The organism is Variovorax sp. PMC12 (assembly GCF_003019815.1).
In the GTDB taxonomy this organism is placed as follows: Bacteria; Pseudomonadota; Gammaproteobacteria; order Burkholderiales; family Burkholderiaceae_C; genus Variovorax.
This window is the reverse complement of the sequence record NZ_CP027773.1, coordinates 5,583,501-5,601,548: the sequence shown is the minus strand read 5'-3', so window position 1 is coordinate 5,601,548 and position 18,048 is coordinate 5,583,501. Positions and strand designations below refer to the sequence as shown.

At 68.2% G+C, this 18,048-nt stretch carries 15 protein-coding genes; 9 read left to right on the top strand and 6 right to left on the bottom strand.

Annotation, left to right across the window (positions count from 1 at the left end; translation table 11 throughout):
- Positions 1-94 precede the first annotated feature (94 nt).
- The 5 genes from C4F17_RS26260 (at position 95) to C4F17_RS26240 (ending at position 5,272) form a co-directional block, all read left to right on the top strand.
- Positions 95-928, top strand: coding sequence for an IclR family transcriptional regulator (locus tag C4F17_RS26260; RefSeq protein ID WP_106937194.1), 834 nt, complete (start codon positions 95-97; stop codon positions 926-928).
- Between the two features lie 26 nt (positions 929-954).
- On the top strand, positions 955-1,938 hold the full coding sequence (locus tag C4F17_RS26255; protein WP_106937193.1) for an AAA family ATPase: 984 nt from the start codon (positions 955-957) through the stop codon (positions 1,936-1,938).
- Complete coding sequence (locus tag C4F17_RS26250) at positions 1,935-3,671, top strand: cobaltochelatase CobT-related protein (RefSeq protein WP_106937192.1); 1,737 nt, start codon at positions 1,935-1,937, stop codon at positions 3,669-3,671. The genes C4F17_RS26255 and C4F17_RS26250 overlap by 4 nt, the downstream gene beginning before the upstream one ends.
- A gap of 14 nt (positions 3,672-3,685) precedes the next feature.
- The gene (locus C4F17_RS26245; RefSeq protein WP_234382401.1) at positions 3,686-4,498 is read left to right on the top strand and encodes a sulfite exporter TauE/SafE family protein; all 813 of its coding nucleotides are present in this window, start codon (positions 3,686-3,688) and stop codon (positions 4,496-4,498) included.
- A gap of 198 nt (positions 4,499-4,696) precedes the next feature.
- Positions 4,697-5,272, top strand: coding sequence for a cysteine peptidase family C39 domain-containing protein (locus tag C4F17_RS26240; protein WP_106937717.1), 576 nt, complete (start codon positions 4,697-4,699; stop codon positions 5,270-5,272).
- A gap of 637 nt (positions 5,273-5,909) precedes the next feature.
- Here the strand turns inward: C4F17_RS26240 and C4F17_RS26235 are convergent.
- Together C4F17_RS26235 and C4F17_RS26230 are read right to left on the bottom strand one after the other, a co-directional pair.
- On the bottom strand, positions 5,910-7,136 hold the full coding sequence (locus C4F17_RS26235; protein ID WP_106937190.1) for a DUF2252 domain-containing protein: 1,227 nt from the start codon (positions 7,134-7,136) through the stop codon (positions 5,910-5,912).
- Positions 7,137-7,200: 64 nt separating this feature from the next.
- On the bottom strand, positions 7,201-8,007 hold the full coding sequence (locus C4F17_RS26230) for an IclR family transcriptional regulator (protein ID WP_081271707.1): 807 nt from the start codon (positions 8,005-8,007) through the stop codon (positions 7,201-7,203).
- Between the two features lie 107 nt (positions 8,008-8,114).
- Here C4F17_RS26230 and C4F17_RS26225 point away from each other — a divergent pair, with 107 nt between their 5' ends.
- Both C4F17_RS26225 and C4F17_RS26220 read left to right on the top strand, forming a co-directional pair.
- On the top strand, positions 8,115-9,755 hold the full coding sequence (locus tag C4F17_RS26225) for a GMC family oxidoreductase (RefSeq protein ID WP_106937189.1): 1,641 nt from the start codon (positions 8,115-8,117) through the stop codon (positions 9,753-9,755).
- Between the two features lie 60 nt (positions 9,756-9,815).
- A complete protein-coding gene (locus C4F17_RS26220) occupies positions 9,816-11,129 on the top strand; it encodes an MFS transporter (protein WP_081271705.1) in 1,314 nt (437 codons plus the stop codon).
- Positions 11,130-11,147: 18 nt separating this feature from the next.
- Here the strand turns inward: C4F17_RS26220 and C4F17_RS33755 are convergent, their stop codons facing one another.
- Positions 11,148-11,507: a response regulator transcription factor gene (locus C4F17_RS33755; RefSeq protein WP_325001412.1), complete on the bottom strand. Its 360-nt coding sequence runs from the start codon at positions 11,505-11,507 to the stop codon at positions 11,148-11,150.
- A gap of 230 nt (positions 11,508-11,737) precedes the next feature.
- Between C4F17_RS33755 and C4F17_RS26210 the strand changes: the two genes are divergently transcribed.
- Positions 11,738-11,962, top strand: coding sequence for a DUF1059 domain-containing protein (locus tag C4F17_RS26210; RefSeq protein WP_106937187.1), 225 nt, complete (start codon positions 11,738-11,740; stop codon positions 11,960-11,962).
- A 287-nt stretch (positions 11,963-12,249) separates the two neighbouring features.
- Entirely contained in the window at positions 12,250-15,369 is a 3,120-nt protein-coding gene (locus tag C4F17_RS26205) for an autotransporter outer membrane beta-barrel domain-containing protein (protein WP_106937186.1), read from the top strand.
- A 33-nt stretch (positions 15,370-15,402) separates the two neighbouring features.
- On the opposite strand, the gene C4F17_RS26200 is transcribed toward C4F17_RS26205, so the two are convergent.
- From C4F17_RS26200 to C4F17_RS26190, 3 genes are all read right to left on the bottom strand, one after another.
- Complete coding sequence (locus C4F17_RS26200; RefSeq protein WP_106937716.1) at positions 15,403-16,407, bottom strand: alpha/beta fold hydrolase; 1,005 nt, start codon at positions 16,405-16,407, stop codon at positions 15,403-15,405.
- 76 nt (positions 16,408-16,483) lie between these two features.
- Positions 16,484-17,140: a DUF6134 family protein gene (locus C4F17_RS26195; protein WP_106937715.1), complete on the bottom strand. Its 657-nt coding sequence runs from the start codon at positions 17,138-17,140 to the stop codon at positions 16,484-16,486.
- 5 nt (positions 17,141-17,145) lie between these two features.
- Positions 17,146-17,946 carry a DUF1295 domain-containing protein gene (locus C4F17_RS26190; RefSeq protein ID WP_081270237.1) on the bottom strand — a complete coding sequence of 267 codons (801 nt, stop codon included), beginning with the start codon at positions 17,944-17,946 and terminating at the stop codon, positions 17,146-17,148.
- Positions 17,947-18,048 lie beyond the last annotated feature (102 nt).

Genomic DNA, 18,048 nt, shown 5'->3' with positions numbered 1-18,048 from the left:
GAATTCATTCCGGCGGAATATAGGACGGCATCGGCACGGCGTCAAACAATTTACAAAAATCGGTACGCCTTGTCTCTTTTTTTTTAAAACATCTATGATCCGCCCCATGAAGATCGTCAAAGGGCTCCCCGTGGAAGCCGCCGAAACGGCGGGCGACACACCCACCATGCGCCTGTTCGCGCTGCTCGAAGTCATGGCCGCGAAAGACCAGCGCTACTCGCTGCAGGGCCTGGTGGAAGAAACCGGCCTGCCCAAGCCCACGCTGCACCGCATGCTCCAGCAGCTCGAGGGCGCGGGGCTGCTGCAGCGCGAAGGCGACGGCCGGCACTACGGCATCGGCACGCGGCTGCGGCGGCTGGCCGAGAACCTGCTGCTCAACGACAGCCTGCACGGCGCGCGCCACACGGTGCTGCGCCAGCTGGTGGAAGAAATCGGCGAAAGCTGCAACCTCACGGCGCTGTCGGGCAGCGAGGTGGTGTACCTCGACCGCGTGGAAACCGCCGCGCCGCTGCGCTTCTACCTGCACTCGGGTTCGCGCGTGCCGGTGCACTGCTCGGCCAGCGGCAAGATCTTCCTGTCGCAGATGAGCGCGGCGCAGCGCCGCCGGCTGCTGTCGAACGCACCGCTGGAGCCGTACACGCCCAGGACGCTGACCGACCCGGAGGCGCTGGAAAAGGAAGTGCAGCGCATCCGCAAGGACGGCTATGCCATCGACCACGAAGAATTCCTGCCCGGCCTGCTGTGCATCGCCACGCTGGTGCCTTCCGGCGACGACGCGCCATCCAACCTCTGCATCGCGGTGCAGGCGCCGGTGATGCGGCTCGATGCGGCCAAGGCGAAGACGCTGCTGCCGGCAATGCAGCGTGCAGCCAAGGCACTGAGCCGCATCGATGCAGGCGCGGCGTTCTCCGACCGCGCGCAGGCCTGACCTTTCTTCTTTCCAGAAAGCCCAACGTGACCGACACCGCCGACCTTCGCCCCGACCGGATGCTCAGCGTGCGCGAGGTGTTCGGCATCGACACCGATCTGCAGGTGCCCGCCTTCAGCGAACGTGACGATCACGTGCCCGAGGTCGATGCCGTCTACCGCTTCAACCCCGACGTGACGCTGGCCATCCTCGCCGGCTTCACGCGCGACCGGCGCGTGATGGTGCAGGGGCTGCACGGCACCGGCAAGTCCACCCACATCGAGCAGGTGGCGGCGCGCCTGAACTGGCCCTGCGTGCGCCTGAACCTCGACGGCCACATCAGCCGGCTCGACCTCGTCGGCAAGGACGCGGTGGTGCTGCGCGAGGGCAAGCAGGTCACCGAGTTCCAGGAAGGCATCGTGCCCTGGGCGCTGCAGCGGCCGGTGGCGCTGATCTTCGACGAGTACGACGCCGGCCGGCCCGACGTGATGTTCGTCATCCAGCGCATCCTGGAGCGCGACGGCAAGTTCACGCTCATGGACCAGAACAAGGTGCTGCGGCCGCACCCCTTCTTCCGCCTGTTCGCCACCGCCAACACGGTGGGCCTGGGCAACCTCAACGGCCTGTACCACGGCGCGCAGCGGCTCAACCATGCGCAGATCGACCGCTGGAACATCGTGGCCTCGCTCAACTACCTGCTGGCCGAAGAAGAAATCGCCATCGTGCAGGCGCGCGTGCCTTCGCTGGCCGGCGAGGCGGGCACGAAGCTGGTCGCGTCGATGGTGGCCGTGGCCGACCTCACGCGCAAAGGCTTTGCGGCCGGCGACCTGTCGACGCTGATGTCGCCGCGCACCGTCATCACCTGGGCCGAGAACATCGAGATCTTCAAGGACCCGGCGCTCGCATTCCGTCTCTCCTTCGTCAACAAGTGCGACGACGCCGAACGGCCGCTGGTGGCCGAATACTTCCAGCGCTGCTTCGACCGCGAGCTGAAGGAGTCGCACCAGCTCTGCGCAGGTCCGCGCGAATGAGCCCCGAGCCCGCGAGCGCGATGCAGCGCCGCGTGCGGCAGGAGGAGCAGGTCGCGGAGCTTTGCGCGGGCGTGGTGCGCGCCTTCAGCGGCGAGCGCGACCTGCACTTTCGCGGACGGCGGCTGCACCGTGGCCGCGTCGCGCTGCCGTGGTTCGCGCCGCACCTGCATCCTTCGCCCGACACCGACGACTTTGCTTCGTTCCGCGGCGTGGCCGACGGGCTCGCGCTGCGGCTCACCGTGTCGGATGCGGCGCTGCATGCAACACTGCAGCCACAGGAGCCGGTCGAACGCATGCTGTTCGAAATGCTGGAGCAGTTCCGCGCCGAGGCGCTCGCGCCCGACGCCATGGCCGGCATGCGCCGCAACCTGCGGCACCGGCATGAGCAATGGTCGCTGGCCTTCCATCACTCGGGGCTGACCGACACCGCGCGCGGCCTGCTGCTGTACGCCGTGGCGCAGATCTGCCGCGCCCGCGTGAGCGGCCAGCAGGTGGTGGAAGAAACAGAGGACATGCTCGAAGCCACGCGCTTCGCGCTTGCGCCGCTGATCGGCCATGCGCTGGCGGGCCTGCGCAGAGACCGCGACCACCAGGCCGCCTATGCGGTGCATGCCCTCGCCATCGCGCGCACCGTGGCCGCGATGCTGCACGAGGCCGGCGAGGAAGGCAGCGGCGCCGCGCGCGATCCGCATGTGGACGACAAGCGCAGCGTGTTCAGCCTCGTGGCCGACATGGACCAGGAGATCGTGGAGCGCTTCACCACCGCCGAGTCGGGCCGCAGCGCGGTGCTCGACGACGCCGGCGGCGCCTACCGCGTCTTCACCACGGCCTACGACCGCGAACACGACGCCGCCACGCTCGCGCGCAAGGAAGTGCTCGCGCAGCACCGGGAAAAGCTCGACCGCCGCATCGCCGCGCAGGGCGTGAACATCGCCCGCCTCGCGCGAGAGCTGCGCGCCCTGCTGGCAGAGCCGGAGCGCGACGGCTGGGACGGCGGGCAGGAAGAAGGCCTCATCGACGGGCGCCGGCTCGCGCAGCTCGTCGCATCGCCCACCGAGCGCCGCCTGTTCCGCACCGAGCGCATGGAGCCGCTGGCCGACTGCATCGTCACTTTCCTCATCGACTGCTCGGGCTCGATGAAGGAGCATGCCGAATCGGTCGCGATGATGGTCGACGTGTTCGCACGCGCACTCGAACAGGCCGGCGTGGCCAGCGAAGTGCTGGGCTTCACCACCGGCGCATGGAACGGCGGTCGGCCACAGCGCGAATGGGTGCGTGCCGGCCGGCCGCCCCACCCCGGCCGCCTCAACGAGCGCAGCCACCTCGTCTTCAAGGCCGCCGGCACACCGTGGCGCCGCGCGCGCCCCGCAATGGCCGCGCTGCTGAAGGCCGACCTGTTCCGCGAAGGCATCGACGGCGAGGCGGTCGACTGGGCCTGCACGCGGCTGCGCCAGCGCGGCGAGGCGCGCAAGCTGCTGCTGGTGATTTCCGACGGCTCGCCGATGGACAGCGCCACGCACCTGGCCAACGACGCGCACTACCTCGACCACCACCTGCGAGACGTGGTCGCGCGCCAGGAGCAGCGCGGCGACATCGCCATTGCAGGCATCGGCGTGGGCCTCGATCTGAGCCCCTGCTACAGCCGCAGCCATGTGCTCGACCTGGCCGGCAGCAGCGGCAACACCATCTTTCGCGAGGTGATCGGGTTGATGGCCGGCCGCCACCGCCGCTGACGCGTTACGGTCTCATGGACTCAATGTCGGCCATCGTGTCCGCGCTCCTGGTGCCACCACTGGCACCGGCCACGCTGGCCTACAGCCTGTGCGTGGTGTTCGCGGCCGGCATCGTGCGCGGCTTCGCGGGCTTCGGCTTCTCGGCCATCACGGTGGCGGGCATGTCGCTGGTGGTGTCGCCCGCGCTGGTGGTGCCCGCGATCTTCATGCTCGAGATACTGGCGAGCCTGAGCCAGCTGCGCGGCATCGCGCGCGACATCGACATGCCGTGGCTCAGTTGGCTGATGCTGGGCAACCTCATCTGCATTCCCATCGGCGTGGCGCTGCTCGCGTGGCTGCCGGAGACGCCGCTGCGGCTGCTGATCGGCGCGCTGCTGATGTCGGCCGCCTTGCTGCTGCGCGCCGGCGCGCGCGCCACCCTCGTGCCGACACGCGGCGTGCGCTTGTCGGCGGGGCTGGCGTCGGGCTTCATCAACGGCGTCGCGGCCATCGGCGGCATCGCCATCGCCGTTCTGCTGAGTACCGCGAAGATGGCGCCGGCCAGATTGCGCGCCACGCTGATCGCGCTGCTGCTGTTCAGCGACGTGGTGTCGCTGGTCTGCGCGGCGCTGATGCCGTCATCGGCGCATGCATCCGGCAACCTGCTGGGGCCGGACACGCTGAAGTGGGCGCTGTGGCTGGCACCGGCGATGCTTGCAGGCATCTGGTGGGGACAGCGCTCGTTCGAGGGCGTGTCGCCGGAGCAGTTCAGGAAGCATGTGCTGAATCTGCTGATCGGGTTGGCGGCGGTGAGTGTGGTGCGGTCGGTGGTTGGGTTGGCTTCTTGATCATCTTCACCCATACAAGGAGCTGAGGCGCACGCTTGCCATCGAGCCCACATCCTTGTCTCTCGCCTTTGCACCTGAAATTATCAAAGCCCATCTAATTGTTAATGCACAGGTGCTCCGTAGGGCGTCTCCTTTGTGCAGTCCTCCAATCGGCTATCTTCATGACACAAAATAAGTTGATCAGGGAGTGCCATGGGAATGGTGGATGCAAGCGTGCAGCCGCACGCGGAGGAGCGCGCGCGCCCACAAGAAGCACCTGACGCTGGAGGTGCAGCGCATCCGTCGCTCATCGCGCTGTGCACGATCGCACGCTTTCACCAGATTGCAGCCGATGCGTTATTGCTGGCCCATCAACTGGGCCTTGCATCCACTGAGGCTGTCGACACCGCCACGCTGCTGGGCGCAGCCAAGCACCTGGGCCTGAAGGCCAAGTCCTCCCGCACCACACTGGATCGCCTGTCCCTGACACCGCTGCCGGCGTTGGCCGTTTTGCGGGACGAGTCCGGTCAGGAACGCTTCGTCATCCTTGCCCAATGCAACGCTCAACGCGTCCTGCTGCAAGACCCGTCAGCCTCCAACGGCCGCCCGGTCATCGAACCCCTGGAAGTCTTCGCCGCGCACTGGACAGGCGAACTCATCCTCATCACCAGATCTGCAAGTGTTTCGATTCAAAAAGAAAGCCGGATGATATTGCCCTCAATTGCGTGCGCCCTACTTTGCTTTCAAGGAGTAAAAGAATTCTTTAAAAATCGCCATTCGGCTCAAATGCAATGAGAGTAATTACGCGATATATTTAATTGCACAAATAGCACGAAAGGAAAATTGAAAAATTGAATGAAAAAGCCCCACAGATCTAGCAAACTGCGAAATATGAAAATTAAATCACTACCACTTCTTTTTTCACTTTTACTTTTGCAATCTTGTGGATTGACAAATTCCGAAGGCAGAGTGTACATAGACTCATCAAACTATAAGTATCAATCCATGAGTTCTCAATCCCCGAAAGAAGTTGCCAGTGCCATTGAAAAAAATCGGGAGTCGAAAATCATTCTTGTGGCTTGTCCTACATCAACACCCTTCATGATTATTCCCCTCCAAGAATTATTATCAATAAATTCCAGGCTCGGTATTTATCTCGTTCGGGACGATTGCCTGCAATAGATTTTTAAAAGGGAGAAGTAATAAAAAAATACTTAGATATCGTTAAAAACGGAATTAAAGAGGCCCTGAAGGACGCACCTGTGGTGGCAGGGGATGTTTGGATAGCAAATCAAGGAGAATCTGGACTCGGGTTGCATAGATGTTGGGCCGCTCCTGAGTCATCAGCAGCGGCCCAACCCTCGTTTGTAGTGGAACAAAGGCTCAGTCAGGCCAGGGCGCTGGGCCATTCGGCTACCAATGCCTGTTGGCACTACCGTGACGGTCCCATCGCCCCCGCGTCATAAGCCCCGCAGTAATCCTCCCAGTCTTTCACCACCTGCGCCGCGCACTGGTGCGCAGCCGCCATCAGGTCCTTGCGCCAAGACTTGGCCGAGCCGCCGAAGTCGATGAGCGCATCGGCGGTGGCCGAGCCCTGGCGGCCCGAACTGCGCAGCTGCGCCCATGCCATGAGCTGCCCCATTTCGTCGGTGACGCCGCGGATCTGGTCGGGCGAGGTTCGCTTCACGTCAAGGCTCACGCGGTCTTCGCTGGGCTGCAGGCCGCGCAGCACGTAGGAGGCGGCAGCATTCGGCCCGGGGCCGGCGATGGGCTGCAGGAAGGCCATCGACACGGCCTGCATGCGGCGCTGCAGTCCCACCACGCGGTGCGCCTGCGAAGGCCAGGCGGGTTGCGCGAGCTTCAGGCGGGGCACGAGCGATGAAGGTAGCGCCTCCTTCAGGTCGAGCAGGTAGTTGCCGTCGGGCGAGCCCTTGCCTTCGACCAGCACGATGTAGCGCTCCACGCCCAGGCTGCCGGTGCCGGCGATGCGCCTTGCCACGTCGAGCACCTTGAAGAACCCGGGCTTGTCCTGCGTCGCGGCGTAGGCGCCGACCAGCTTCGTCACGCGGTCGCGCTGCGCATCGGTGGCGGCAAGCGCACGCTTGCCGTCGATGCGAATGACGCGCCCGTGGCCCTTGCGGTCGGTGCGCTTGTCCAGGAAGGCCGGCCTGGTGCGCGCCTTGAGGGTGTCGAGCAGTTGGCCGATCAGGCCGCCGGCGTTGTCACGGTCCACCCAGCGCGCCTTGCCCGACTGCAGCGCACCGACGTACGCGTCGAGCGCGGTGTTGCACAGCGCATCGGCGTCATCGGTGGTGGCGCAGAGGCCGTCGCCGGCGACGAGGATGCTCGACAGGAAACGCACCAGATCCCAGGTGACGGGCGCCAGCGCGGCTTCGTCGAAGTCGTTGAGGTCGAAGTACACGAGGCGGTTGTCGCCCTTGTAGCTGCCGAAGTTCTCCAGGTGCGCATCGCCGCACACCCAGCCGGCGGGCGCCTTGCCGGCGAACAGCGCGTCCTGGGGCAGGCGCTCGTAGAACAGGTGGCAGGTCCCGCGCAGGAACACGAAGGGGTTGGTGCGCAGGTTGGCGTATTTCATCGCCAGGCGCTCGGGGTCGCGGCCGGCGTTGTAGTTGCGGATGGTCTCGGCGACGTTCAGCATGCGTGTGTTCCCTTTGGCGTCATGGCGGATTCCGAAGCCGCCGGCACGGCGGAGCCGGCAGGTTTCAGAGCAGCGCGGTCATCTTTGCGGCGGCAGCCTTGAGCGCGTCGATGCGCTCGAGTGCATCGTCCATCGACATCCGCGCGGTGGGCGCATGCACCGCCAGCGCGGCGCGCACCGCGCCCTGCGCGTCGCGCACCGGCACGGCCACCGCCACCAGGCCGGCAATGAACTCCTCGCGGTCGCACGAATATCCCTGTTTGGCGATGGCGTCGCACTCGGCGCGCAGCGCCCCAGCGCCGGTGATGGAGTTGGCGGTCATGCGCTCCAGCGGCAGGTTGTCGATGAGCGCGTCGCGTTCTTTCTTCGGCATCTGCGCGAGGAACAGCTTGCCGCTGGCGGTGCAGTGCAGCGGCACGTGCGAGCCCACGTCGAGCGTCAGCCGCAGCGGCCATTGCGCTTCCACGCGGTCGAGGTAGAGCACCTGCGCGCCGTCGAGCGTGGTGAGGTTGCAGGTCTCGCCGACCTCGCGCACCAGTGCCGACAGCACTTCGTGGCGCAGTCCGCGCACCACGCCGTGGTTCAGCGTGTCGAAGGCCAGCTTGCGCAGCGCGGGGCCGACGCTGAACGAGCGCTCGTCCACGTCGCGCGCCAGGAACCCGCCGGCCAGCAGCTGCGTGCAGATGCGGTGCGCGGTGCCCTTGGGCAGGCCCAGCTGCGCGGCCAGGTCGGCGAGCGTGAGCGCCCTGCCCTCGTTGGCCAGCAGCGCCAGCAGGCGCAGGCTGCGTTCGGCCGACGAACCGGAGGCGGATGCGGACTCCGGCTCCTCGATGGAAACCACTGCGGCGGACGGGCGCGCTGGACGGGGCATGCGGGTAAACCTTAAAAATGGAACGTTGCGTTCCGAAAATCATTGGCCTAGGATGCGGCCGAGCGAAGCGATTGTTCCACTCCACCGAAGCAACAGGCGCCCATTGCATGTCTGAAGAAGCGTTCGACTACATCGTCGTCGGCGCCGGTTCCGCCGGCTGCGTGCTGGCCGCCCGGCTGAGCGAAGACCCGGCCACCCGCGTGCTGCTGCTCGAGGCGGGGCCGGCCGACCGGTCGCTGTGGATCCACCTGCCCATCGGCTACGGCAAGACCATGTGGAGCCCCACCTACAACTGGCGCTTCGAGACCGATGCGGACCCGAACATGAACGGCCGGCGCATCTACTGGCCGCGCGGCAAGACGCTGGGCGGCTCCAGCTCGATCAACGGGCTGATCTACATCCGCGGCCAGCGCGAGGACTACGACCACTGGGCAGCGCTCGGCAACCCCGGCTGGGGCTACGACGACGTGCTGCCCTACTTCATCAAGTCCGAAGGCAACCAGCGCGGCGCCGACGCCTTCCACGGCGGCAACGGGCCGCTGAAGGTGTCGGACATCGCGGCCAGGCACGAGCTGATCGAAGCCTTCATCGACGGCGCGCAGCAGACCGGCGTGCCGCGCACCGGCGACTTCAACGGCGCCGCGCAGGAAGGCGCCGGCTACTACCAGCTGACCACGCACAAGGGCTGGCGCTGCAGCACGGCCAAGGCCTACCTGACGCCGGCCGTGAAGCGGCGGCCCAACCTGCGCATCGAGACCGGCGCGCTGGCGGACAAGCTGGTGTTCGAGGGGCGCCGCGCCGTCGGCATCACCTACCGGCAAGACCACGTGCTCAAGACCGCGCGCTGCCGCGCCGAGGTGCTGCTGTCGGCGGGGTCGATCCAGTCGCCGCAGCTGCTGCAGCTCTCGGGCATCGGCCCGCGCGCACTGCTCGACCGCTTCGGCATTGCGGTGGTGCGCGAGCTGCCGGGCGTGGGCGAGAACCTGCAGGACCATCTGCAGATCCGCCTGGGCTACGAGTGCACCAAGCCCATCACCACCAACGACCAGCTCAACTCCTGGTTCGGCCAGATGGGCATGGGCCTGGAATGGCTGCTGCACCGCACCGGCCCGCTGGCCGTGGGCATCAACCAGGGCGGCTGCTTCATGCGCGCGCTGAAGGATGCGCACGGCCGGCCCGTGGCGGCCACGCCCGACATCCAGTTCCACGTGGCCACGCTGTCGGCCGACATGGCGGGCGGCAAGGTGCACCCCTACTCCGGCTTCACGATGTCGGTGTGCCAGCTGCGGCCGGAGTCGCGCGGCTACATCCGCATCCGCTCGACCGACGCGGCCGAGCCGCCCTCGATGCAGCCCAACTACCTCGCCACCGAACTGGACCGCGCCACCACCGTGGCCGGCGTGAGGGCGGCGCGCGCGATTGCCGAATCTCCCGCGATGCGGCCCTACGTGAAGCGCGAGGTGAAGCCCGGCCCCGACATCACGAGCGACGACGGGCTGCTGGAGTTCTGCCGCAACAACGGCGCCACCATCTTCCACCCCACCGGCACCTGCCGCATGGGCAGCGACGCGCTCGCGGTGGTCGACGCGCGGCTGCGGGTGCACGGCGTGGCGGGGCTGCGCGTGATCGACTGCTCGGCAATGCCGACGCTGGTGTCGGGCAACACCAACGCACCCGCCGTGATGATGGCCGAGAAGGCCGTCGACCTGATCAGAGAGGACGTGAGAGCGGCAACCGCCGCGCACTGAGTTTTTTGCAAACCCACGGCCCGCAGAGGCCGCCACGACAACCTCATCGGAGACAACGACATGAGCGCAAGCGACGAGAAAGCGATTCGCAGGGTGGTGGTTTCGGCGCTGGTGGGCGCCACCATCGAGTGGTACGACTTCTTCCTGTACGGCGTGGTGGCCGGCATCGTATTCAACAAGCTCTACTTCCCGGGCAGCGACCCGGTGGTGTCGACCTTGCTGGCGTACACCACCTTCGCGGTGGGCTTCGTCACGCGGCCGCTGGGCGGCGTGATCTTCGGCCACTTCGGCGACAAGATCGGCCGCAAGAGCATGCTCGTCATCACGCTGATGATCATGGGCGTGGCCACCTTCCTCATCGGGCTGGTGCCCACCTATGCGCAGATCGGCATCGCGGCGCCGCTGCTGCTGTTGCTGCTGCGCGTGGCGCAGGGCATCGGCCTGGGCGGCGAATGGGGCGGCGCGGTGCTGATGGCTTACGAATACGCGCCGAAGGAAAAGCGCGGCTTCTATGCGTCGCTGCCGCAGATCGGGCTGGCCATCGGCCTGTGCCTGGCCTCGGGCGTGGTGGCGCTGCTGTCGTGGCTGCTGACCGACGAGCAGTTCCTGTCGTGGGGCTGGCGCATCGCCTTCCTGATTTCGGGCGTGATGGTGATGGTGGGCATGTACATCCGCCTGCACGTGAAGGAAACGCCGGAGTTCGCGGCCGTGAAGGCGCGCAACGCGGAGCTGCGCATTCCGTTCATGGACATGATCCGGCGCTACCCCGGCAACGTGCTCAAGGGCATGGGCGCGCGCTACATCGACGGGGTGTTCTTCAACATCTTCGGCGTGTTCTCCATCAACTACCTCACCAGCACCATCAAGATCAGCCGCACCGAGGCGCTGCTGGGCGTGATGGCCGCGGCGGTGGTGATGTGCTTCGCCATTCCGTTCTTCGGGCGCATGTCGGACCGGCTGGGGCGGCCGCGCGTGTACATGTGGGGTTCGCTCATCACCGCCGTGTCGGCGTTCCCGGGCTTCTGGCTGATGACGCACAGCGGCGGCAACGTGCTGCTGATATGGCTGTCGATCATCGTGCCCTTCGGCATCCTGTATGCGTCGGTGTACGGGCCGGAGGCTGCCCTGTTCTGCGACCTGTTCGACGCCAAGGTCCGCTACACGGGCATCAGCTTCGTCTACCAGTTCTCGGGCATCTTCGCCTCGGGCATCACGCCCATCATTGCCACCGCGCTGCTGAAGTCCGGCGGCGGCGAGCCGTGGCAGATCTGCCTGTACGTGCTGTTCGCGGGCGTGGTGTCGGCGGTGTGCGCGTGGATGATCGGCCGGAGTGCGTCGCCGGCGGATGCGCCGGTGGCGGTGGCCTCGCGCTGACGGCGCAGCCTTTGTTCGTCATGGGTTCCTGCCCATGGCGAGCGCGCGCATCACGGCCGCCGTCCGGGTCTCCACGCCCAGCTTCACGTACACATGCTCCAGGTGCTTGTGGACGGTGCGGGGGCTTATCGACAGCAAGGCGGCGATCTCGGCGTCGGTCTTGCCGCGCGAGAGCCAGTACATGACATCGCCCTCGCGGGGCGTCAGGCCGACAGGCGGCGCATCGGGCAACGGCGCCTCCGCGCGGCAGGCCAGCCGGTACAGGAAGGCCACCGCCACCGCATGCTCCAGCCCCACGCGCCGGTAGTAATCGGCCTGCAGTTCGGCGCGACGCAATTCGCGCCAGCCGTTGCCGTGGCCCGTGCCGTGATGACGCACGGGCGAACGCCAGGACTCGAGCTGCTCCAGCAGGCGAAGCGCGCTCGCGCAATCGTTGCGCGTCAGATGCGTTATGGCATGCCCCTTTCACGGCGGGTACGCATTGCTGCGTATGGCGCCCGCTCGCATCGGGACGCAGGATGCTCGCGGGCTCCTTGCCGCGAATTCAGTATAGGCAGGCATGGGGCCAGCAAGCCGCCCGTCCGCAAGGACATATTCCAGGAGCTGCCATGTCACGCCAATACATCGACTGCCGCGAGTACCCGAGCACGATGAACTGCAGCGTCGCGCTCTCGGCCGACACCGAGAGCGAATTGCTCGATGCCGCCGTCCAGCACGCCGTGGCCGTTCACGGCCATACCGACACGCCGGAACTGCGCAAGCAGCTGGCGGGCATGTTCAAGGCCGGTACGCCACCGCTGCAAACCTTGCCGGCGCAGAAGGTCCCGGCCTGAGGCCACGGCAAACTGAATACTTTTGCATCCACCAAGAAACATCGGTTACGTGTGGATGCAGTTCGGTGCCAAGCCCGCCCAAGGGCTTGCGCAGGGTCTGGAAGCACGCCTTTCGGGCGTCGGTGCGCTCCAGGCAGGTACCCCCTTTCAGGCATATCGCCAGCCTGTACGCGTACTTACATTTTTGGCTTGAAGTTTGAGATTCGCGGCGTGTGGAGGAGCAAGAGGAAGAGCTTGCTGCTGCATACGGGCGCCTGCACGCAACAAGCCACTAATGAAAAGACGCCATGAACAAGATTTTCCGCACCCTCTGGAATCCAACGCTCGGTACCTGGGTGGCCGCGCCTGAAACTTCGCGCGGCCATTCACGGTCGTCCGCCAAGGGCGGCGACCTGCGCGCCGTGGCCGTGGCCGCCGCACTGCTCCTCGGAGCGGGGCCGGTGCTGGCCGCGGGCGGCACTGGCGGCCAGCCTGTCGGCGACCCGACGCTGAACGCCGGCTCCGGCGGCAGCAACGGCAGCGGCGGCAACGGCGGCCTGAACGACACCACGATCAACGCGACCGGGGGCACCGGCGGCTCGTCAACGCCCTCCGGCGTCACGGCCGGCTCGGCCGCCAGCACCACCAACTTCCCCGGCGGTGCCACGGCGGGCGCGGGCGGCGCGGCGGGCAACGGCAGCACGGTCGTCAGCCCCGGCGTAATACAGGGAGCGGACGGCGGCGCCGGCCAGGCCCAGACAGGCGACGCCAACAACGGAAACGGCTACGGCGGGGGCGGCGGCGGCGGCTTCCAGGGCGCGACGATCGGCAACAACGTCGGCACCACGTCCAACAGCTACACCGGCGGCAACGGCGGAGCGGGCGGCAACGGTTACTGGGCGGCCGGCGGCGGCGGCGCGGGCGGCTACGGCTCCATCCTCAACGGCCCGCTCGGCAGCTACACGGCCACCGGCTCGTCGACGGGTGGTGCAGGCGGCGCGGGCGGCAATGCGTTCTCGCAGGCCGGCGGCGGCGGCAGCGGCGGCGTCGGCTTCTACCTGAACGCCACCACGCCGGGGCTCGCGTTCGGCAACACCGGCACCATCGCCGGCGGCGTGGGCGGCGCCGGCGGCTCCGAACTGGCGACGCCGCGCCCCAACGCCTCGGGCGGCGGCGGCGGGGCCGGCGGCGACGGCGTCACGCTCGCGGGCAGCACCGTGCTGATGACCAACACCGGCCAGATCACCGGTGGCGCGGGTGGCGCCGGCGGTGCGGCCGGCGGCGGCGCTGGCGGCACCGGCACGCCGGGCGGCGGCGGCGACGGCGGCGCCGGCGTGTGGTCCTCCGGCAGCGGCGCAACCCTCACCAACAGCGGCAGCATCACCGGCGGCGCCGGTGGCGCGGGCGGCGCCAACAGCAACGGCGGCGCGATCGGCGCCAACGGCGTGGGCGGCGTGGGCGTGGCGGGCGCGAACATCGCCATCGTCAACAGCGGCAGCATCGCGGGCGGTCTGGGCGGCGACGGCGTGACGCGCGCTTCGGCCATCGAATTCACCGGCGGCGCCAACAGCCTGACCTTGAACACCGGCAACTCGCTGACGGGCGCCGTGGCCATCGACAGCGGCGCCACCGCCAGCGTGATCGCCGGCGCCAACGGCCTGAGCGTGGGCAGCGCCCTGCTGCTCGGCGGCACCGGCACCATCAACACCAACGGCAACAACCTGAGCTGGACCGGCCCCATCTCGGGCGCCAGCGGCCTCGTGAAGAGCGGCGCGGGCACGCTGACGCTGAGCGGCGCCAACACGTACGCCGGCAGCACCAACGTATCGGCGGGCACGCTGGCCGCCGGCGCGGCCAACACCTTCAGCAGCGCCAGCGCCTTCACGGTCGGCTCGGGCGCCACGCTGGACCTGGCGGGCCGCAGCCAGACGGTGGCCTCGGTGGCCAACAGCGGCACGGTCTCCCTGGTGGGCAGCGCGCCCGGCACCACGCTCACCGTCACCGGCCCGTGGGTGGGCAACGGCGGCACGCTGCGGCTGGGCACGGCGCTGGGCGGCAACAGCAGCGCGACCGACCGGCTGATCCTCAGCGGCAGCACCGCCATTGCCAGCGGCACCACCAACGTGCAGATCACCAACCTGGGCGGCCTGGGCGCGCTCACCAGCGGCAACGGCATCGAGGTGATCAGCGCCGTGAACGGCGCGACGACCACCGCGCAGACCACCAAGAGCGCCTTCAACCTCGCGGGCGGCCATGTGGACGCCGGCGCCTACCAGTACCGCCTGTACGCGGCCGACGCCAGCGGCGCGGGTGAGAACTGGTATCTGCGCTCGACCATGACCGTCGATCCGGTCACGGGCGCGCCCGTCACGGGCGGCGGAACCGGCAGCACGGGCGGCGGCACCGGAGGTGGCACTGGGGGCGGCACTGGGGGTGGCGTGCTCGTACCCACCTACCGCGCCGAAGTACCGCTGTACGCGGCGCTGCCGGAGCAGCTGCGCCAGTCCAACCTCGCGATGCTGTCCAACCTGCACCAGCGCGTGGGTGACGACACCGGCACCGGCCTTTCGGGCACCAACACCGCCACGCCCGAGATGGGCTACCGGCAGGCCTGGGGCCGCATCATCAGCACCGACCGCACCATCGGCCAGAGCGGCACGGTCAGCCCCAACAGCAGCGGGCGCCTCACGGGCTTCCAGGCCGGTACCGACCTGTGGGCCGACCCGAACTGGCGCGTGGGCGTGTACGTCGGCCAGCTCGAGGGCGACATGCGCGTGAACGGCTTCGTCGGCGGACTGCAGAACGCAGCGGCCGGCACCAACAACCTGCGCAGCGAATACCTGGGCGCCTATGCCACCTGGAAGAACGACAGCGGCCTGTACGTGGACGGCGTGCTGCAGGCCGGGCGCCACCGCTACACCGCTTCGCCCACGCTGGGCTTCTCGAGCAGCGGCAAGGGCAACAGCCTGCTGGCGTCCGTGGAAGTGGGCCAGTCCTTCGCCATCGCGGACGGCTGGGTCATCGAGCCGCAGCTGCAGCTGGTGCGCCAGCGGCTCAACCTGGGCGACACCGGCATCAGCGGCGCGCTGGTGCAGCAGAACAACCACGACGGCTGGCTCGCGCGTGCGGGCGTGCGGCTCAAGGGCGAGATCGACACGTCCGCCGGCCGGCTGCAGCCTTATGTCCGGGTGAACGTGTACCGCAGCAGCAGCGGCACCGACGTGGCGAACTTCATCGGCCCGGCCGGCAGCACGCCCATCGCCACGCGCACCGGCGGCACCAGCAGCGAGCTGGCGACCGGCGCCACGCTGCAGCTCACGCAGAGCACGAGCCTCTATGCGGAGCTCGGCAAGCTGTGGTCTTCGGGTGGCGACACCCGTGTGCGCAGCGGCATCAACGGCAGCGTGGGCGTGAAGATTCGCTGGTAGGCAGGCAGGTAGGCCAGGCCGGAGCGCCACGCTTCAGTGCGGCGCGGCCCCCTGGTCGGACCGCACGGTGGTGACGACCGACAGCACCGCATCGATCACCGCCTGCGGGTCGTCGAACTGGATGTCGTGCCCCGCATTCGGCAGCAGCCGGTGCACGCTGCGCGAAGACCAGCCTGCCATTTCCGCATGCATCTGCTTCCAGATGGCCTGCACCTGCGTGCCCTGGGCGGGCGTGATCTTCATGCCGCGCAGCTCGGTTTCGGTGTAGGGCGCCATCGCCGTCAGCACTACCAGCGGGCGGTTGCCCAGGTTCCTGAAGCCGCGCGTCTCGGCAAGCGTGTCGTCCATCGCATCGCCTTCCATAAGCTGGGTGCGCATCGACTTGGGCGCAAAGGCGCGAACCGCCTGCGCGTCGTGCGCCGTCTGGTGCGGCGCCTGCGAGAGCAGCGCCGAGGCCGCAGCCCGCAACAACCCCGACCACGCCAGCGCCACGCCGATGCGCGACTGCAGCGACCGCGTTTCCACCATGAAGGCCGCCACCCGCGCCACCTGGTCCGGGTCCGAGGGATCGACCAGCACCAGCCCCGCCACCTCGTCGCCGAAATGCTGCGTGAAGTTCATGGCGTAGAGCCCGCCCATGGACTGGCCCACCAGCACGTACGGCCCCCGCTCGCCCGCGCGGGCCAGTGCCGTATGCAGGTCTTGCGCGACCTGCCTGGCGCTGTAGGGCGCGTCCGAAGGGTCGCTCCACATCAGCCCCGCGCGGCTGTACGAGCAGGCGCGCGTGTGGGCGGCCACCTGCGGCTGCACCGGCGCCCAGCTCAGCGAGCCGTCGATGCTCAGCCCCGCCTCGAACACCACGGTGGGCGAGCCGCTGCCGCGGCAGTCGAGCTGAATGCGCCGCCCGCCGCCGACGTCGACCATCCTGCCGGGCGGGGGAAAGTCGCGCATTGCGCGGTAGCGGCCGAGCTGCTCGTACACCACCCCCGCCAGCACGGCGACGGCGAGGAAAACCGCGCCAGCCAGGACGATGCGCATCGACGACATACGTTTCAACGAGGGCTTCACTGCGGCAGATGGTGCCACCGCCGGGCGGGCACCGCCACAGCCCCTGCTACTTCAGCCGGTAGCTGAGCTTGCGGTTGCCGCTGACCGTGGAGTCCAGCCCCAGCCATTCGCCCTGCTGCGAGTACCAGACGTCGATCGGCTGCGCGTCGGTCGCAATGCGCCAGCGCGTGGCCTCCACCGGCTGGCCGCGCACCTCCACCGTGCCGCTGCCGGCCTTGCTGATGCGCACCTGCTCCAGCTTGCCGCTCTGCGAATTCAGCAGCCTGGCCTGCGTGCGGATCGCGGGGTTCCAGTAGGCGAAGCTCATGACGCAGCCGTCGACCGACTGGGTGCCCTTGGGCGTGGCAACGGCCAGCGCGTTGTCGCCAGCGGGCTCGGCGGTGACCTTCTCGGGCGTGCCGTCGTCGTCGGTCTTGGAGGTGAGCCGGTGCAGGCAGTCGCCGCGCCACAGCTCGGTGGCCTCGTGCCGGTAGCGGTACACCGTCACGCCCAGCAGCTTGACCGCGAAGCGCGCGTCGCTCACCAGCTTGCGCTCGCCGCCGTTGGTGGCCAGCGCAAAACGATGCTCGCCGATGGGGGAGTCGTCCAGCAGCACGCGGAAATCCCATTCGCCGCCCGACGGGCCGGCGGCCGAGGCGGTGGCCGCCCCGTTCGACAGCGCGGCCAATGCGGCCAGCGCGCAGAGCCAGTGCTTCTTCGTCATTTTGCTCACGGCGCCTTGTGGTTTCCGCGCACCGGCCCCGGCAGGAAGGCGTTGGTGCGCGCGATGTAGTCGCGATACGCCGGGCGGCGCTCGCCGATATCGCTTTCGAGCATGCTCACGCCCGATACCTTCAGCAGCAGCCAGGTCATGAGCAGCGGCGACACCACGCTCCATGCCCCGCTCCACCCCGCGCCGCCAAGGGCCAGCAGCCACAGCCCCCACCAGACGCACACTTCGCCGAAGTAGTTGGGATGGCGCGTGTAGCGCCACAGGCCGCGGTCCATCACCTGGCCCTTGTTCTTCGGGTCGGCCTTGAAGCGCGCCATCTGCGCGTCGCCGATCGCCTCGAAGAAGATGCCGAACAGCGCCAGCAAGATGCCCAGCGCATCGAGCGCGCCCAGCGGCCGCGCCGCCGCCATGCCCGGCAGGAACGGCGCCGAAACGATCCAGGCCAGCACCGCCTGCAGCGCGAACACCAGGTACAGGCTCTTGAAACCGAAGTTCGGCTGGTTGCGCGCGCGGATCGCCTGGTAGCGCCGGTCTTCGCCGTGGCCCCAGTTGCGCCAGGTGACATACAGGCAAAGCCGCACCGCCCACGCCGCGCCCAGCACCGCCATGCACAGCCCGCGCACCGTCTGCACCGGCAGCAGCAGGAAATAGACGATGCCCGCCCCCACGATGCAGACCGACCAGATGCGGTCGATCAGGCTGACGTCATGCCGCACCAGGCTGGCCACCCATGTCAGGAAGCCCAGAGACGCCGTCAGGGCCAAACCGGCGAATGCAACCGACACCATGCCGCTCATGACGCAACCGCCCTCGAAGATTCAAGAGACGCCGTGGAACCGGCGCCGCCGGGCCACAGGCGGCGCCCCCGGCAGGGGGAAGGAGAAGCGACACGAAGTGCG

Excerpts from the sequence above, each read along its gene's own strand:
- C4F17_RS26195 (WP_106937715.1), bottom strand. The coding sequence starts at position 17,140 with ATGACGAAGAAGCACTGGCTCTGCGCGCTGGCCGCATTGGCCGCGCTG.
- C4F17_RS26235 (WP_106937190.1), bottom strand. The coding sequence starts at position 7,136 with ATGCTGAACGTCGCCGAGACCATCCGCAACTACAACGCCGGCCGCGAC.
- C4F17_RS26200 (WP_106937716.1), bottom strand. The coding sequence starts at position 16,407 with ATGCGCATCGTCCTGGCTGGCGCGGTTTTCCTCGCCGTCGCCGTGCTG.
- C4F17_RS26230 (WP_081271707.1), bottom strand. The coding sequence starts at position 8,007 with ATGCCCCGTCCAGCGCGCCCGTCCGCCGCAGTGGTTTCCATCGAGGAG.
- C4F17_RS26225 (WP_106937189.1), top strand. The coding sequence starts at position 8,115 with ATGTCTGAAGAAGCGTTCGACTACATCGTCGTCGGCGCCGGTTCCGCC.
- C4F17_RS26220 (WP_081271705.1), top strand. The coding sequence starts at position 9,816 with ATGAGCGCAAGCGACGAGAAAGCGATTCGCAGGGTGGTGGTTTCGGCG.
- C4F17_RS26250 (WP_106937192.1), top strand. The coding sequence starts at position 1,935 with ATGAGCCCCGAGCCCGCGAGCGCGATGCAGCGCCGCGTGCGGCAGGAG.
- C4F17_RS26260 (WP_106937194.1), top strand. The coding sequence starts at position 95 with ATGATCCGCCCCATGAAGATCGTCAAAGGGCTCCCCGTGGAAGCCGCC.
- C4F17_RS26210 (WP_106937187.1), top strand. The coding sequence starts at position 11,738 with ATGTCACGCCAATACATCGACTGCCGCGAGTACCCGAGCACGATGAAC.
- C4F17_RS26245 (WP_234382401.1), top strand. The coding sequence starts at position 3,686 with ATGGACTCAATGTCGGCCATCGTGTCCGCGCTCCTGGTGCCACCACTG.
- C4F17_RS26190 (WP_081270237.1), bottom strand. The coding sequence starts at position 17,946 with ATGAGCGGCATGGTGTCGGTTGCATTCGCCGGTTTGGCCCTGACGGCG.
- C4F17_RS26205 (WP_106937186.1), top strand. The coding sequence starts at position 12,250 with ATGAACAAGATTTTCCGCACCCTCTGGAATCCAACGCTCGGTACCTGG.
- C4F17_RS26240 (WP_106937717.1), top strand. The coding sequence starts at position 4,697 with ATGGTGGATGCAAGCGTGCAGCCGCACGCGGAGGAGCGCGCGCGCCCA.